Origin of the sequence: Dactylosporangium sp. CA-139066 (assembly GCF_050936175.1) — a bacterium.
Taxonomy (GTDB): domain Bacteria; phylum Actinomycetota; class Actinomycetes; order Mycobacteriales; family Micromonosporaceae; genus Dactylosporangium.
Map to the genome: position 1 here is coordinate 2,027,449 of NZ_JBNJNH010000001.1, position 16,044 is coordinate 2,043,492.

General features: G+C 72.7%; 15 protein-coding genes. 10 read left to right on the forward strand and 5 right to left on the reverse strand.

Going from position 1 to position 16,044, the window contains the following annotated elements; genetic code table 11:
- Nucleotides 1-9 precede the first annotated feature (9 nt).
- Nucleotides 10-798, reverse strand: coding sequence for a TetR/AcrR family transcriptional regulator (locus ACQEVU_RS09320; RefSeq protein WP_433322162.1), 789 nt, complete (start codon nucleotides 796-798; stop codon nucleotides 10-12).
- A gap of 57 nt (nucleotides 799-855) precedes the next feature.
- Here ACQEVU_RS09320 and ACQEVU_RS09325 point away from each other — a divergent pair, with 57 nt between their 5' ends.
- The 4 genes from ACQEVU_RS09325 (at nucleotide 856) to ACQEVU_RS09340 (ending at nucleotide 4,315) form a co-directional block, all read left to right on the forward strand.
- Entirely contained in the window at nucleotides 856-1,686 is an 831-nt protein-coding gene (locus tag ACQEVU_RS09325) for an ABC transporter ATP-binding protein (RefSeq protein WP_433322164.1), read from the forward strand.
- The gene (locus ACQEVU_RS09330) at nucleotides 1,683-2,468 is read left to right on the forward strand and encodes an ABC transporter permease (protein WP_433322166.1); all 786 of its coding nucleotides are present in this window, start codon (nucleotides 1,683-1,685) and stop codon (nucleotides 2,466-2,468) included. Before ACQEVU_RS09325 ends, ACQEVU_RS09330 begins: the two co-directional genes overlap by 4 nt.
- 158 nt (nucleotides 2,469-2,626) lie before the next feature.
- Entirely contained in the window at nucleotides 2,627-3,052 is a 426-nt protein-coding gene (locus tag ACQEVU_RS09335) for a hemerythrin domain-containing protein (protein WP_433322168.1), read from the forward strand.
- 81 nt (nucleotides 3,053-3,133) lie between these two features.
- Nucleotides 3,134-4,315: a hypothetical protein gene (locus tag ACQEVU_RS09340; RefSeq protein WP_433322170.1), complete on the forward strand. Its 1,182-nt coding sequence runs from the start codon at nucleotides 3,134-3,136 to the stop codon at nucleotides 4,313-4,315.
- Between the two features lie 36 nt (nucleotides 4,316-4,351).
- Here the strand turns inward: ACQEVU_RS09340 and ACQEVU_RS09345 are convergent, their stop codons facing one another.
- Entirely contained in the window at nucleotides 4,352-4,720 is a 369-nt protein-coding gene (locus tag ACQEVU_RS09345) for an Mth938-like domain-containing protein (RefSeq protein ID WP_433322172.1), read from the reverse strand.
- A 30-nt stretch (nucleotides 4,721-4,750) separates the two neighbouring features.
- Here ACQEVU_RS09345 and ACQEVU_RS09350 point away from each other — a divergent pair, with 30 nt between their 5' ends.
- The 3 genes from ACQEVU_RS09350 (at nucleotide 4,751) to ACQEVU_RS09360 (ending at nucleotide 6,824) form a co-directional block, all read left to right on the forward strand.
- Entirely contained in the window at nucleotides 4,751-5,245 is a 495-nt protein-coding gene (locus tag ACQEVU_RS09350) for a pyridoxamine 5'-phosphate oxidase family protein (RefSeq protein ID WP_433322174.1), read from the forward strand.
- Nucleotides 5,246-5,515: 270 nt separating this feature from the next.
- On the forward strand, nucleotides 5,516-6,487 hold the full coding sequence (locus ACQEVU_RS09355) for a hypothetical protein (protein WP_433335366.1): 972 nt from the start codon (nucleotides 5,516-5,518) through the stop codon (nucleotides 6,485-6,487).
- Nucleotides 6,375-6,824 carry a zinc ribbon domain-containing protein gene (locus ACQEVU_RS09360; protein WP_433334870.1) on the forward strand — a complete coding sequence of 150 codons (450 nt, stop codon included), beginning with the start codon at nucleotides 6,375-6,377 and terminating at the stop codon, nucleotides 6,822-6,824. The genes ACQEVU_RS09355 and ACQEVU_RS09360 overlap by 113 nt, the downstream gene beginning before the upstream one ends.
- Here the strand turns inward: ACQEVU_RS09360 and ACQEVU_RS09365 are convergent.
- The 3 genes from ACQEVU_RS09365 to ACQEVU_RS09375 all read right to left on the reverse strand — a co-directional run bounded on the left by ACQEVU_RS09365 (nucleotide 6,821) and on the right by ACQEVU_RS09375 (nucleotide 10,156).
- Nucleotides 6,821-7,702: a TIGR03560 family F420-dependent LLM class oxidoreductase gene (locus ACQEVU_RS09365; RefSeq protein ID WP_433322176.1), complete on the reverse strand. Its 882-nt coding sequence runs from the start codon at nucleotides 7,700-7,702 to the stop codon at nucleotides 6,821-6,823. The two genes, ACQEVU_RS09360 and ACQEVU_RS09365, sit on opposite strands and share 4 nt — an antisense overlap.
- Before the next feature lie 7 nt (nucleotides 7,703-7,709).
- Nucleotides 7,710-9,140 (reverse strand): hypothetical protein, encoded by a 1,431-nt coding sequence (locus tag ACQEVU_RS09370; protein ID WP_433322178.1) that lies wholly within the window; start codon nucleotides 9,138-9,140, stop codon nucleotides 7,710-7,712.
- Between the two features lie 164 nt (nucleotides 9,141-9,304).
- Nucleotides 9,305-10,156, reverse strand: a complete 852-nt coding sequence (locus ACQEVU_RS09375) for an SAM-dependent methyltransferase (RefSeq protein ID WP_433322180.1) — start codon at nucleotides 10,154-10,156, stop codon at nucleotides 9,305-9,307.
- Nucleotides 10,157-10,220: 64 nt separating this feature from the next.
- On the opposite strand from ACQEVU_RS09375, the gene ACQEVU_RS09380 reads away from it, so the two are divergent.
- From ACQEVU_RS09380 to ACQEVU_RS09390, 3 genes are all read left to right on the forward strand, one after another.
- Nucleotides 10,221-11,258, forward strand: coding sequence for a LacI family DNA-binding transcriptional regulator (locus ACQEVU_RS09380; protein WP_433322182.1), 1,038 nt, complete (start codon nucleotides 10,221-10,223; stop codon nucleotides 11,256-11,258).
- A 127-nt stretch (nucleotides 11,259-11,385) separates the two neighbouring features.
- Nucleotides 11,386-13,581, forward strand: a complete 2,196-nt coding sequence (locus ACQEVU_RS09385; protein WP_433322184.1) for a ricin-type beta-trefoil lectin domain protein — start codon at nucleotides 11,386-11,388, stop codon at nucleotides 13,579-13,581.
- Nucleotides 13,582-13,595: 14 nt separating this feature from the next.
- Nucleotides 13,596-15,806 carry a carbohydrate-binding protein gene (locus ACQEVU_RS09390; protein ID WP_433322186.1) on the forward strand — a complete coding sequence of 737 codons (2,211 nt, stop codon included), beginning with the start codon at nucleotides 13,596-13,598 and terminating at the stop codon, nucleotides 15,804-15,806.
- Nucleotides 15,807-16,044 lie beyond the last annotated feature (238 nt).

Sequence of the window (16,044 nt, forward strand, 5' to 3'; positions counted from 1 at the left end):
CAGGACGCTCTACGCGGTCGCCCGGCCGCGGCCGGCGACGAGCACGGCGATGCCGGCGATCAGTCGCTCGAGCCCGAACGCGTAGGCGTGCTCGGGGTTGTGTGCGGATTGGTGGGCCTCCCCGGCGGCCTGGCCGACCCGTGCGCCGATCGGGAACCGGGAAGGATCGAGGACCTCGGAGAGCGGCGGCGCGGCGAGCTCCCACCACTGCTCGTCGGTGAGGCCGGTGCGCCGCACGGTCCGGTCCGCCTCGACCCGCCGGCGCGCGAGCCCCTCGACGTGGGTCTGCACCAGCGTGATCACCGCGTCCATCTCGACGTCGCCGAGGCCGATGCCGTCGATGACGCTGAGCTCGAGGTCGTACTTCGCGACGGTGTTGGGCCCCAGCGGGGGCCGGCCGGTGAAGACCTGCAGCATCCAGGGATGGCGCAGCACAAGCTCCCAGTTCACCCGCGCCACGCGGCGCAGGCCGTCCTGCCAGTCCTCGGCGTCCGGGCGGGTCCGCAGCTCGTTCACCGCCTCGGCGTAGACGGCGTCGAGCATGACCTCGAGCAGTTCGTCGCGGGACGCGATGTAGGTGTACAGCGACATCGTGCCCACCCCGAGCGCCTCGGCGACGCGTCGCATCGACAGCGAGTCGAGGTCCTGGTCGCGGTCGGCGATCTCGATCGCGGCCGCGACGACCTGCGCGGTGGTCAGGGTGTGCCGGGGACCGCGCCGCGGTGGCGGCTGGGTGCCCCAAAGGGCGGCGATTGTCCGGGCGGGGTCCGCCGCCCCCTTGTCCTCGGCCGGGGCCATGACCGGAGCCTACCATCCGCTCCGTACGGCGTACGATGTTGTGCTATCTTTCTCCGTATGGCATACGGAGAATCGAGGGCGGTGTCGCCGCCGGACGGCTGGGCGATCGAGGCGGCCGGTGTCCGGAAGCGCTTCGGCGAGAAGACGGCGCTGGACGACTTCGGCCTGCGCGTCCGCGCGGGCACGGTGTGCGGGCTCCTCGGGCCCAACGGGGCGGGCAAGACCACGGCCGTGCGCATCCTCACCACCCTGCTGCGGCCCGACGCCGGTGCGGTCCGGGTCGGCGGATGCGATGTCCGCGCCGATCCCCGCCGGGCGCGCTACCGGATCGGGCTGGTCGGTCAGAACACCTCGGTGGACGAGGTCCTCACCGGGCGGCAGAACCTGGTCATGCTCGGGAAGCTCTACCACCTGACGGCCGCGGACTCGCGGCGGCGGGCCGACCGGCTGCTCGAACGGTTCGAGCTGACGGAGGCCGCGAACCGGCCGGTGGCCGGCTACTCCGGCGGAATGCGGCGCCGGCTCGACCTCGCCGCCAGTCTCATCCTCTCGCCGCCGGTGCTCTTCCTGGACGAGCCGACCACCGGGCTGGACCCGAGGGCTCGCAGCGAGGTCTGGGCCATGATCAAGGCGGTCGTGGCAACCGGCACCACCGCGCTGCTCACCACCCAGTACCTGGAGGAGGCCGACCAGCTGGCCGATCACATCGCCCTCATCGACGCCGGCCGCGTCGTCGCCGAGGGGACCCCGGACGAGCTGAAGGCGCGAGTGGGTCCCGACCGGATCGAGACCGTCGTGCGCAAACCCACCCTCGACGAGGTGTTCCTCTCCCTCACCGGGCACCGCGCGACCACCACGACCACCCAACGCAAGGAGCCCGCGGCATGAGCGCGACCATCGCCCTGCGGGACGCCGCCACGCTGGCGGGCCGCATCCTGACGCACTGGCGGCAACGCCCCGTGTCGATCCTGCTCGGCTTGCTCTTCCCGGTCCTCATGGTGCTGATGTTCGGCTACCTCTTCGGCGGGGCGATGGCCCTGCCGGGCGGCGAGTACATGGACTACCTCATCCCGGGCATGCTCGCCATGACCATGCTGTTCGGCCTCGAATCCCTGGTCGTGTCGGTCACGAACGACACCGCCAAGGGCATCACCGAACGCATTCGCTCCATGCCGATCGGCACCGCGCCCGTGCTCGCCGGGCGCAGCGGCGCCGACATGCTCAACGGCGTGGCCGGCCTGGCGATCATGGTTGCCACCGGCCTGCTGGTCGGCTGGGCGCCCAACCGCGGGCCCGCCCCGGCCCTGGCCGCCGTCGGGCTGCTCCTGTGGCTGCGGTTCGCCTTCACCTGGGTCGGCATCTACCTCGGGCTCCTGCTGAGGACACCGGAGTCGGCGGTCGCTGTCCAGGTCGTGGTCTGGCCGGTCGGGTTCCTCTCGAGCGCGTTCGTGTCACCCGACACCATGCCCGGCTGGCTCGACGCCATCGGCACCTGGAACCCGCTCTCGGCCACGGCCGCCGCGATCCGGGAGCTGTTCGGCAACCCGGGCTGGAACGCCGGCGACTGGGCCGGACAGCACTCGATCATGCTCGCCCTGATCTGGCCCGCCGTGCTCACGGTCGTCTTCCTGCCGCTCGCCGCCCGCCGGTACCGGGCCCTCGGCAACTGACGCGCAAGGCCCTCGGACCGCGGGTCCGGGGGCCTTCGCCGCGGAGGCGGTAGGGTGGGCGCCAGCGTCGCGTGCCGGTGGCAGGTCGTGTCAGGCATGGAGGCGCCGGACCGAGGGGAGCGCGACGATGATGATCGTCGTCCCTTCGCCCGTCACCCGTGGGTGAGGGCGAGCGGGCCAGGCTCGCGGCCTGGACCAGAGAACTGCGCGGCGTGCACCAGCGCCTGCGCCAGGCATTGACCGAAGCCCGGCAGGGGCGGTCGTCCGCCGACGACCTCCGGCTGTTCTGTCACGGGTTCTGCGCCGCGCTGAGCGAGCATCACGAGGGCGAGGACCGCGACGTGTTCCCGCGCATCGCCGAGCGCCACCCGGAGCTGCGCGACACGCTGCGCGCCCTGCGCGAGGACCACGCGATGATCGCGCGCCTGCTCGCCGAGCTGCCGGCGGCGCCGCCCGAGCACCTGGCGCGGCACCTGGACGGCATCGCGGCGATCATGGAGTCGCACTTCCGGTTTGAGGAGCGCCGCCTGCTCGACGTCCTGGAGACCGCGGTTGCGCCCGCCGACCCGGACGCCGTGTGGTAGGAATGCCGGCGGAGCCAGGCGCGTCCGTGAATATGTGACAGCGCGGAACGCGCCGCCGATCGATCGGATTCGGGAGCGCACGTGAGTGTCGGAGCATCCGGCGAAGGCATATCGACGAGCCGCGAACACGAGCCGGTCGGTGGCGCGGATCCGGGCGATGCCCAACTGATCGAGGACGGTGAACTGATCACCGGGGAGGGTCCGCCGGGGGCGCCGTATCCGCCCGGGGGATACCAGCCCTCGCCGGCGGCGTACGCCGACCCGTATGGGCCGCCCTACGGCTACGCCAGCCCGTACGCCGACCCCTACGCCGATCCCGCCGGCGGCGCATCGGGCGGATGGACGCCGCCGCTGTACGACCCCTCCGCCGTCGCGGACGGGCTGCCGATCCGCGATCGGATCCGCGAGGAGCTCGCCTGGCACTCGTCGCGTGAGCGCACCCGGCTGATCGGCTGGATCGTCGTCTCGGTCGTGATCAATCTCGCCGCGCTGGTGTCCGCCCTCGTCTGGGTCAGCGTGTCGCTGACGCCGGTGCGGGTGACCTCCGAGCTGACGATCACCCCGGGCATGGGCCGCGCCCTGGTGGTGTGGTCCGTCGGTGTGCTCGCCCTGGCGACCGGCTGGCTCATGACCCGGGTGGCCCGGGGCCGGCGCCGCCTGTTCTTCTGCCGGTTCATCGACGGGCAGCGCCCGCCCGCGGCCGCGCCGGACGGTGCGGCCCACCGCGCCGGCGCGAGCGCGCCGGGCGCGGGCGACGGCGGGAGCGCGCCGCGCGGCGGCGACGGCCCGGTGCGGGTGCCGCGGCAGAAGTCGATCAAGACTGAGGCCGAGCAGCTGCCGGTGACGTACGAGCTGCGTCAGCTCTACCGGAGCACCCAGACGCGCATCGAGCGCTACCACCAGATCGCCACCGACCAGGCGCGGGTCAGCTTCAGAAACGCGCAGATGGCGACGGCCGCCGGATTCGCGGTCCTCTGTATCGCCACCGTCGCCGCCGTGTTCACCCACTCGACGACCGGTGCCATCGCCGCCGGCTCACTCGGGATCACCGGCAGCGTGCTGGCCGCATACATCGGGCGGACGTTCGTGAGCGCGCAGGAGAGCACGTCCGCGCGCCTGCAGGCGTACTTCGCCGAGCCGTTCGAGCTGTCGCGGATTCTCTCCGCCCGGCTGCTGCTGAACGAGATCACCGGCCGGACCGAGCGGGAGGCGGCCATCGCCGACCTGGCCCGGACGATCGTCGGCGGCGGCAAGCCCGGCTGAGCGCCGCCCGGGGGCCCGGGGAAGGACCGGCTGCGGTCAGCAGGTGGAGTGGAACAGGCCGCCGACCGGGGTGGTGGCCGCCAGCTCGTTGTAGAGGTCCATGGCCTCCCCGGTCTCGGCGGTGTGGACCTCGATGCCGCGCTCGCGCAGCATCGCGAGGGTCTCCTCGGCCACGCCGAGGCGCTCCTCCATGCCGCGCGAGAGCACCAGCGTCGTGGCGCCGGCGTCCAGCAGCTCCTCGACGTCGGCGGGCTGGATGCCGGGGGAGTGGCGGGTGCCGGTCTCGGACCAGTCCCACTCGCGGGCGCCGCCGGGCCAGCACTTCGCGTCCTTCATCTCGCCCAGGGCTTCGACCTCGATCGTGCCCCACGATATCGAGAGGATTCGGGGCGAACGTGCGAGCATCGGGCGTACACCACCTTTGAGGAGGCCCTCGTGCCGGACAGCGTGCTCGACCCACGGTACAGCGACCCCGCCGCCGAAGCCGTCCCCTGGGGCGTGGTCGCGGAAGGGCTCGAGCGGGCCGGGGTCTACTGGCTCACGACCGTGCGGGCGGACAACCGGCCGCACGTGACGCCGCTCATCGGGGTCTGGCTCGACGACGCGATGTGGTTCTGCACCGGCGCGGGCGAGCAGAAGGCGCGCAACCTCGCCGCCCATCCGGCCGTCGCGCTGACGACCGGCAACGACGCGCTCGACCGGGGCATCGACCTCGTCGTGGAGGGCGACGCGGTCGTCGTGCGCGACGAGGAGGCGCTGGCCCGGGCGGCCGCGGCGTGGCTGGGCAAGTACGGCGAGGCGTGGCGGTTCGAGGTCCGCGACGGGGCGTTCCACCACCACGGGGGCCGCGCGGACGTGTACCGCGTGGCCCCGCGCGTGGTCTACGCCTTCGGCAAGGACCCGTACTCGCAGAACCGCTACACCTTCTGACCCGCTGAGCCACTAGCGCGGTGACCCCTAACGTTCGCCGGGTCGGCGTTGGGGCAGATTGTTGTCGTACCTGTGTGCTAAACCATCGGTGTGCCTCGCCGTCGTGACCCGGATGCGCCGCGGGTGGTGCATCGCACCGCCCGGGTCGGGCTGCGCCTGACCCGGGCCCAGCGGGGCCGCTGTTTCGGGTTGCTGCGTTCGGCCGGGGATGTGTGGTCGTGTGTGCTGGAGATCAATGCGTGGCGGCGGCAGCGGCGGGACAGCCCGCTGGTGTCGTACCAGGCGTTGTGCCGCGAATTGGCCGCGTCCGGTCCCGGCACCTTCGGCGATCTGGACACCACCGGGGCCCGGTCGGTGCTGCGCCGCTACGCGGATGCGTGGTTCGCGGCGGCGAAACGCCGCAAGGCCGGCGAGACCACGGCCCGGTTCCCGCGGCGGCGGCGTGCGCTGGTGCCGGTGCGCTGGTATCACGGCACCTTCGCGCTGGACCAGCGGCGGCTACGGCTCCCGACCGCGGCCGGTGCGCCGCCGTTGTGGCTGCGTCTGGACCGGTCGGTGCCGTATCCGGCCGGTCAGGTGCGGTCGGTGACGCTGCTGGCCGAGGGTGGCCGGTTGTGGGTCGAGGTCACCGCCGAAGTGCCGGTCACCGTCTATCCCGGCGGGACCGGCCCGGACCCCGACCGGGCCGCCGGCGTGGATGTCGGCGTCATCCACCCGTACGCGGTCGCCGGCCCGGACGGACACGGGCTGTTGGTGTCCGCACGGGCGGTCCGCGCCGAACATCGCATGCACCTGGCCGACACCAAAGCCCGTCGCCGGGCCGTCGCCGCGCACGCGCCGAAGCCGGGGCAGCGCGGCTCCCGGCGTTGGCGCAAGTGCCGGCGCCGGGCCCGGCTGGTGGAGGGCCGGCACCGCCGCCGCATCCGTCAAGCCCAGCACGAAGCCGCGAAGACCGTGATCGCCTGGGCGGTCCAGCACCGCATCGGTACCCCTCACCGTCGGCGACCCACGCGGCGTCCTCGCCGTGCAGGCCGGGCGGCGGCACAACCTACGACTGCGGCAATGGCAGCTCGGCCGGGCCATCGCAGTGCTGCGGGACAAGGCCGAACTCGCCGGGATCACCCTGCACCTGGTCGACGAGCGGGGCACGTCGTCAACCTGCCCGGTCTGCCGGCGGCGGATCGGCAAACCGGCGGGCCGCACGATGACCTGCACCGCATGCCGGATTGTCGGGCACCGTGACCTGTTCGCGGCGGCCACCATCGCCACCCGCACCCCGCACGGGGCGGCTGGCGGGAACACCATGACGGCGGCGGTGCTGCCGTGTGTGGTCACGCACCGTCGAGCGGGACGGCACCTGCCCGGTGCCGGACCGTCCCGGCGTGACCCACGCCGACCACACCAACCACCACCCCCACCAACCACGGCGGGGATGAAGGCTGGCGTGGGCGGTGGAGGGTCGGATGGCCGGCTGAGGCCCGCCCCACCACCACGATGGGGAGTCGCTCGACCGCAACCACGCGGCGAGGAACCACCAACATCCGCCCCACCCGGCGAACGTCAGTGGTCACAGCACTAGCCGGAGACCAGCGACCGGACGGTGTCCATGGCCTTGAGGCGGTCGGCGCCGCGGCCGAGCAGGCGGTCGGGGACGATGAGCTCGTCGAGGCCGATCTCGCGGTACTGCGCGATCGTGTCGGCCAGCCGCTCCGGCGAGCCGCCGATGACCGGCATGGGGGCGTCCTGCGGCAGCGGGCCGTCGACGACGACCAGGGACTGGGCGGTGCGGGCGATCGCCTTCGGGTCGCGGCCCTGTGCGGCGCAGAAGTCGTCGAGGATCGCCGACTTGCGGGCGATGAGGTCCGGGTGGCCCCAGGTGTTCCACGCGTCGGCGTAGCGGGCGACGATGCCGAGCATGCGCCGCTCGCCCCCGCCGCCGATGAGGATCGGCAGGGGGTCCTGCACCGGCTTGGGCTCGCACCAGGCGCCGGTCAGGCGGTAGTACTCGCCGTCGAACGTCGTGGTCGGGCGGCGCAGCAGGCCGTGCAGCACCTCGAGGGCCTCGACGAAGCGGTCCAGGCGCTGCTTCACCGGGGGCAGCTCGATGCCGTACTGCTCGTGCTCGTTGACCTGCCAGCCGGCGCCGATGCCGAGGGTGAACCGGCCGCCGGTCACGTGGTCGGCGGTCGCCGCCATGTTGGCCAGCACCGCCGGGTGGCGGTACGTGTTGCCGTACACCAGCGTGCCGAAGCGCACCCGGGGCACGGCGGCGCCGAGCGCGGCGATGAGGGTGCCGCACTCGAGCATCGGGCCGGACGGGTCGCGGCCGGGGGTGGCGTTGGGCATGAAGTGGTCGGCGACGTAGACGCCGTCCCACCCGGTCGCCTCCGCGTGCCGGGCCACCTCGAGGATGTCGTCGTAGGGCTGCACCGCGCCGGGCCAGATCGAAAGTCGCATGCCTTCTCTATATCGCGAGAGCAAGGTCCGCGTCGCTGCACACGGTCAGACCGGGGTCCGGTTCGTCATCGGGTCCGCCCAGGAAGTACACCTCGGGCACGAAACCCCACCCGCCGGGGTGCTCGTCGCCCTGGGTGAGCGCCCACCACACATGATGAGCCCGCGGCCAGTTGTACTGCGGGACGAAGTCGTAGCCGGCCCCCTGGACGTGGCACCTGAAGTACTGCGCGCCGGCCGAGCGGTAGAGGTGGTTCACGGCGGCGTCGGGCGTCAGCCCCTGCGAGGTGAACGTCGCGAACACCGGGATCTGGTCCAGGCCGGCGGTGCGCGGGGCGTCCCAGAGCAGCGGGCAGCGGTACGGCAGCCCCCGCTTGCCGGCCGGCCGATCGGTCCACGCGCACGGGGCCTGGTCGCGGTCGTGCCCCACGACACCGTCGCCGGGGCCGGTGGCGAGGGCGCCCGGGGTGTCGGCGCCGGGGGTGTCGGCCGCCGGCGTCACGGACCGGGCCGCCGCGGGGCGGGCGGGGCCGGCGGTTGCCGTGGCGGCCGGCCGGGACGAGAACGTGTCGCCGAGCGCGGCGACCGTGCCGACGGCGACCACGGCGGCGATCACCGACACCACCAGGGCGATCCGGCCGGCCGGGCTCAGCGAGGGGATGCGCACCGGCGGCGGCGGGGGCGGCAGGGGCGGCGGGAGCAGCACGTGCGGGGCCGGGTCGGCGGCCAGGCGGGTCAGCTCGGCCGTGCCGAACGCGATCCCGGCGAGCACGTCGGCCGGCAGCCATCCCGGGCCGTAAACGCTCTGCACCGGGCGGCCGTGCGGCAGCAGCACCTCGAGCAGGCCCTCCGGCGACGGCCGCCGGTCCGGGTCGGCGTCGGTGCAGGCCAGCACGATCCCGCGCAGCGGCTCCGGGACGTGGGCCAGCGCGGCGGCGTCGACCGCGGTGCCCGGGGCGGCGCCGGTGAGGGCGAAGTACAGCACGGCGCCGAGGTCGTGCACGTCGGCCGCGGGGCTGCCGGCGAAGCCGTAGCCGGTCACCCGCGGGCCGTCGGCGAGCAGCAGCACGTTGGCCGGGTTGAGGTCGCCGTGCGCGAGGCCGGCGCGGTGGATCGCCAGCAGGGCGTGGCACAGTCCGGCGGCCAGCGCGAGGACCGACGCCGGCGGCAGCGGGCCGGTGCCGGCGACGGCGTGCAGCAGCGCCGGGCCGGGGTGGTAGTCGGTGGCCAGCCACGGCGGGGAGGCGTGCGGGTCCTGGCCGCGGATCTGGGCGACGTACCGGCCGCGGACCCGGGCCGCCGCCTCGGCCACGCGGGCGGCCCTGACGACGACGATCGAGCCGCCGGGGGCCTGGGCGAGGAAGGTCTCGCCCGGGTCGAGGCGGCGCAGCAGGCGGTGGTCGGCGATGTACTGCGGGTCGGTCGCGTTGAGCGGGCGCATCGCGGCCCTCCCTCGTCGGGGTCTCACGCACCGTATTCCCGCCGTAGCCGGTGTGCTATCGGCCGAGACGACACGGTGGGTGCCCGTACGCCTACCCGTGGCTCGATCGGGGGGCCACCCGATCGGTCAGGCGGTGCGGACCGGACGCGGGTCGCCGCGCCGGATCACGACCGCGTCCTGAACCGCAGCACCCGGTAGTTGAGCAGGCCGTTGAGCAGGCACCACTGCAGGGCGTCGCCGCCGGACAGCATCCGCCAGTACTCCCCGCGCAGCGGCAGCGGGCGGCCGGCGGCGACGAGGGCGGCGATGAACCGGTCCCGCGGGCGGCGCAGCTCCAGATGCGGGGTGAGGTCGAGGTCGTCCTCGAGCACCAGGCCGTGCTCGGCCGCGGCCGCGGCGACCTGCTCGACGCTCAGCAGCGAGCCGACCCGCCAGCCGTCGCGGAACTCGGCCAGGCGGCGGGCCCGCCGCGGCGCGAGGCCGGGGGCGGCGGCCGCCGGGGTGAGGAAGTCGTCGCAGACCAGCAGCCGGCCGCCGGGGCGCAGCGTGCGGGCGGCCTCGCGGAAGTACCCGCCGGCGTCCGGGCTGTGCAGGAACGCCTCGATCGAGAAGGTCACGTCGGCGACGGCGGCGAGGTCGCCGGGGACCGCCAGGTAGTTGCCTTCCCGGCAGCGGACCCGGCCGGCGAGCCCGGCGCCGGCGAGCAGCCGCGTCGCGCCCTCGGCCTGGCGGGGGCTGATCGTGAGCCCCTCGCCCCGGATCGGCGCCCGCCCGGCCAGGTACATCAGGCTGGCCCCCAGCCCGCAGCCCAGGTCGACGACGGTCGGGTCCGGCACGCCCTTGGGCAGCGCGGCCAGGATCAGCTCGTCGACGTGGTGGAACGCCTCGGCGCGGGTCGTCACGCCCGGGCCCCACACGGCCCGGTGGATCGACGCCCCGCCCTGGCCCAGCCGGTCGAACGCGGCGGTGTTGCGGTCGTAGTAGCGGCGGACGGCCTCGGCGTGTGTCGCGGTCACACCCCTATGTACTGCCAAAACGGCGGAACGGTTCAACGGCATGCGCGGGTTAGGCTGTCAGGCGATGAAACAGGGGAGTGAAACAGAGCAGGACGCGCGGGTCACCATCCGGGACGTGGCCGCCCAGACGGGGTTGTCGATCGCCACCGTGTCGAGGGTGCTCAACGGGCGGGCCAACGTCGCGCCGGAGACCCGCGACCGGGTCCTGCAGGCGATGGGCGGGCTCGGCCGGCGCGCGCCCCGCCGCCGCGGGGCCGGGGTGCCGAAGGCGGACAACGGGGTGTACGTGCGCTGCCCGTATGTCCTCACCGACTACTTCGGGCTCATCGTCTCGGCGATCACCGAGTCCCTGGACCTGCACGGCATGCACGCGGTCGTCGACGCCGGCGAGTCGGCCTGGCGGCGCACCGAGGTGCTGCCGACGCTCACCGGCTGGCCGCAGGTCACCGGCGCGATCCTCATCCTGCCCCCGGAGCCCGAGGCCGACCTGGAGCGGCTGCGCGACCAGGGGTTCCCGTTCGTCGTGGTCGACCCGCGCACCGCGCCGCCGCGCAACATCGCGGCCGTGTCGGCGGCCAACTTCGCCGGCGCCCGGCGGCTCATGGCGCACCTGGTCGAGCTCGGGCACCGCCGCGTCGGGGTGCTGGGCGGGCCGCCGGACTGGACGGCGATGAGCGACCGCATGGCCGGGTACACCGCGCCGCTGGTCGCCGTGGGGGTGTACCCGGCGCCGGAGCTGCTGCGCACGGTCACCGACCCGACGGTGGAGGCCGGCCGGGCCACCGCGGGCGAGCTGCTCGACCTGGCCGAGCGCCCGACCGCGCTGGTCGCGTTCAACGACAAGATGGCCGTCGGCGCGCTGCAGGCCGCGGCCGAGCGGGGGCTGCGGGTGCCCGAGGACCTGTCGGTGGCCGGCTTCGACGACATCGACGTGAGCCGGGCGACGCATCCGCAGCTGACCACCGTGCGCCAGCCGCTGGGGGAGATGGGGCGGATGGCGGTGAGCCTGCTGCAGCGGATGCTCACCGGGCACGAGCTGGACGCCCTGCACGTCGAGCTGGCCACCGAGCTGGTGATTCGCGGATCGACGGGGCCGGCTTGACGCGTGTTTCATAAACACTTCGGCCAAGAGTTGAAGAAAGTTACAGCGATTCATTGACATGCCGGGTCCGTGGCGTGTTTTCTGGCGGTACCCCCACCACCCGCCAGTGGAACCGGACAGGATCCCAATGCCCAGAACCGGACGACGCGTCCGGCGCTTCGCCCTGCTCTCGACCGCGGTCACGGCCGCCGTCGTGGGCACGGTGGGCGTCGTCGCGATGCACGCCGCCTCGGCCGCGAGCAGCGGCCAGATCACGAGCTTCGCCAACAACAAGTGCCTCGACGTCACCAACGGCTCCACCGCCGACGGCAACCAGCCGCAGATGTGGACCTGCTACGCCGGCAGCGCCAACCAGACGTGGACGCTGGCCGACAACGGGTCGGTGCAGGGCCTCGGCAAGTGCCTCGACGTCGTCAACGGCGCCACCAACGACGGCGCGGTCGTGCACCTGTGGACCTGCTACGACTCGGTCGCCAGTCAGAAGTGGACGCTCAACGCCAGCCACGACCTGGTCAACACCAAGTCCGGCAAGTGCCTGGACATCAAGGACAACAACCTCGCCGACGGCGCCAAGCTGCAGATCTGGACCTGCGCCGGCACCGCCAACCAGAAGTGGAACTTCAGCGGCGCGACCAGCCAGCCCACCGCGACCGCCACCGGCGTGCCGAACAACCCGAACAACCCCGACCTCGGCCCGAACGTGACGGTCTTCGACCCGTCGATGTCGCAGGCCACCATCCAGAACAAGCTCAACTCCGTCTTCAACGGCCAGGTGAGCAACCAGTTCGGCAGCCAGCGCTACGCGCTGCTGTTCAAGCCGGGCACGTACAACGTCGACGCCAACGTCGGCTTCTACACCCAGGTCGCCGGGCTCGGCCTGACCCCGGACGCGGTCGTCATCAACGGTGCCGTGCACGCCGAGGCCGACTGGTGGCCGGACGGCACGCAGAACGCGACCCAGAACTTCTGGCGCTCAGCGGAAAATCTGTCGGTCACCCCGAGCGGCGGCACCGACAGGTGGGCGGTGTCGCAGGCCGCGCCGTACCGCCGCATGCACGTGCGCGGCAACCTGGCGCTGTCCGACGGCGGCTGGTCCTCCGGCGGCTTCATCGCCGACAGCAAGATCGACGGGCAGATCCAGTCGGGCACCCAGCAGCAGTGGCTCACCCGCAACTCGGCCATGGGCAGCTGGACCGGCTCGAACTGGAACCAGGTCTTCGTCGGCGACACCGGCGCCCCGGGCAACAGCTTCCCGTCGCCGCCGTACACCACCGTCGGCGCCTCGCCCGTCGTGCGCGAGAAGCCGTTCCTCTACGTCGACTCCGCCGGCGCCTACCAGGTCTTCGTCCCGGCGCTGCGGACCAACTCGTCCGGCACCAGCTGGGCGAGCGGCTCGCCGGCCGGCACGAGCCTGCCGATCAGCCAGTTCGCGGTCATCAAGCCCGGCGACACCGCCGCGACGATGAACGCCGCCCTGGCCGCGGGCAAGAACCTGCTCGTCACGCCCGGGGTGTACCACCTCAACCAGACGCTGAACGTGACCCGCGCCGACACCGTGGTGCTCGGCCTCGGCCTGGCCACCCTGGTGCCCGACGGCGGCATCACCGCGCTCACGACCGCCGACGTCGACGGGATCAAGATCGCCGGCCTGCTGTTCGACGCCGGCACCACCAACTCGGCGGTCCTGGCCGAGATCGGGCCGTCGGGCTCGAGCGCCAGCCACGCCGGCAACCCGACCTCGCTGTCCGACGTGTTCTTCCGCATCGGCGGCGCCGGCGTCGGCAAGGCCACCGTGAGCCTGCGGATCAACAGCAACGACGTCATCGGCGACCACTCGTGGATCTGGCGGGCCGACCACGGCTCCGGCGTCGGCTGGACCACGAACACCGCGCAGAACGGGCTCATCGTCAACGGCGGCAACGTGACGTTCTACGGCCTGTTCGTCGAGCACTTCCAGCAGTACCAGACCATCTGGAACGGCAACAACGGGCGCACGTACTTCTACCAGAACGAGATGCCCTACGACCCGCCGAACCAGGCCGCCTACATGAACGGCTCCACGCAGGGCTGGGCCGCCTACAAGGTCGCCGACTCGGTCACCAGCCACGAGGCCTGGGGCCTGGGCAGCTACTGCTACTTCAACGTCAACTCGTCGGTCGTCAACGCGCACGCCTTCGAGGTGCCGGTGAAGTCCGGCGTCAAGTTCCACGACATGGTGACCGTCTCGCTCGGCGGCACCGGCACCATCTCGCACGTCATCAACAACACGGGCGCGGCCGTCAACAGCGGCCACCAGGTCGAGTACCTGGTCAGCGGCCCGTGACCGGGGGAGGGAACATGCGACGCATCATGACCATCGCATCGACCGCGGCACTGTCCCTTGTGGTCGGTTCTGTTTCGCCTGTTGGTTTGGACCAGGCCACCGCGGCGCCGGAGCACCACCGCGGCGAGGTCGTCACGGGCACCTACTCGACCGGCGCGGCGGCGGCCTGGCAGCCGCTGCCGTCGGTCCGGGTCGGTGACAACCCCGGGTCCGCGGCCGACGCCACCGTGGTCGTCGACCCGAGCCAGGCCCGGCAGCGGTACTCCGGGATCGGCTTCTCGCTGGACGAGACCAGCGTGTCGAATCTGTGGAAGCTCACGCCCCAGCAGCGCGAGGACGCGATCCGGCGGCTCGTCGACCCGCGCACGGGGGCCGGGCTGAGCCGCTTCCGGCTCACCATCGGCAGCCCCGACCTCATCGAGCACCTGCCGTTCTGGTCCGAGGACGACCTGCCGCCCGGCGTGGCCGACGACTTCGGGCTGAAGTACTTCTCCATCCAGCGCGACATCGACCTGCACATCGTCGACACCATCAAGCTGATCCAGAAGTACAACCCGAACGCCACGTTCTTCGCTTCCGCCTGGAGCGCGCCGGCGTGGATGAAGACGAACAACAAGTTCCTCGGCGAGGTCGCCCTGAAGCCCGGCAGCAGCACCGACTACTACCAGGTCGGCAAGCTGCGCGACGACTGCATCGACGTCTTCGCCCGCTACTACGCCAAGTACGTCGAGGCGTACGCCCGCAAGGGGATCCGCGTCGACGCGCTGACGCTGCTCAACGAGCCGGGCATGGACGTGGTGTACCCGGCCATGGACATCAGCGTCGAGCAGCAGCAGAAGCTCGCCGTCGCCATGGCCCGCTACCTGCCGCGCGACGTCGACGTCTACGTCCACGACTTCAACTTCTGGGACTGGAGGGACCCGAACAGCACGGCGACGAAGAACTACTACCGCATCCTGAACGACCCGGCGGCGAACAAGGCGGCCGACGCGATCGCGTTCCACCCGTACTGGGGCGACCCCACGGTCATGCGGGACGCCTACGAGCAGTACGGCAAGCCCGTGCACATGACCGAGACCAGCGACCTGTCGCCGGCCACGATCCTGTCGTACTTCCGCCTGGACGCGTCCTCGTACGTCATGTGGGCGCAGACCACCGACCAGGACGGCGGCACCCTGCACTGGACGCCGCTGCGGGACAACAACGTCGACTGGGACCAGATCGCGGCCACCACCAAGTGGCCCGACCGGCTCGTCAAGGTGGACACCAACGCCCGCACCTTCTCGGTGCGCGACGAGCTCTACCCGATGGGGCAGTTCGCGAAGTACCTCACGCCGCGCCACACCCGCGTCGAGTCCAGCGCGACGTCGGGCGGGGTGAGCAACGTGGTGTTCCGCGACGGCGACGACTTCGTCGCCGTGGTCGGCAACGCCAACGCGACCGCGAAGAAGGTGCGGGTCGTGCTGGCCGGCCGGCAGTTCGTGCAGAGCATTCCGGCCGGCGCGTACGCGACGCTGCGCTGGCACGCCGACCTGCCGCGCGACCACCGCAACCACGCGCCGAAGCTGGCCGCGGTGCCGGCCGTGACCGCGGACCAGTACACGACGACGACGTTCCAGCTCTCGGCGATCGACCGGGACCGCGACGCGCTCGCGTACTACGCCGTGGATCTGCCCGACGGCGTGACCGTCGACGCGGCGACCGGCCAGGTCAGCCTGCACCCGACGGTCCCCGGCAACCTGGACCTCAAGTTCCGGGTGACCGACGGCGCGGCGAGCGACGAGGTCTCCGTGCACGTCACCGTCAACCCGCACGGGGCGCCGGTCGGTGAGAAGGTGGAGGCGGAGGCGTACGTCGCCGAGCACGGCTGGACCGACGGCGGCGCGAACTTCATCGAGAACAACCCGGCGGCCAGCGGCGGCAGGAATGTGGGCTGGACGGCGGCGGGGAACTGGCTGCAGTACCGCCTCGACGTGGCCCAGGCCGGCACCTACGACCTGGAGCTGCGGGTGGCCAACGGCACGGGCGCGGTCGCGGCGAACGCGGTCTCGCTGCGCGACCCGTCGGGCCAGGTCCTGGCCACGGCGTCGGTGCCGGACACGGGCGGCTGGGGCGCGTACCAGTCGGTGCACGCCACGGTGACGCTGCCGGCCGGCGACCAGCTCGTCACGGTGTACTGCGAAACCGGGGGCTTCAACCTCGACTACTTCCGGCTAAGCTCCTGACCCATCGATGATCCGCGGCCGGCACCGGGCTCCGGTGCCGGCCGCTGCTTCGGGGGAGGCCGCCGATGGCGCTGTTCGCTCGGATCGTCGGCGCCCTCACGGTGGCGCCGCTGCTGGCCGCGCTCGGCGCCTGGCTGGGCTGCCCGGCACGATCCTGACCACGGGCAGCCTGCTCTACGCCCCGCTGGCGCTCCCGGACACGATCACCCCGCCGGCGCTGTGGGGCGACTACCTCTTC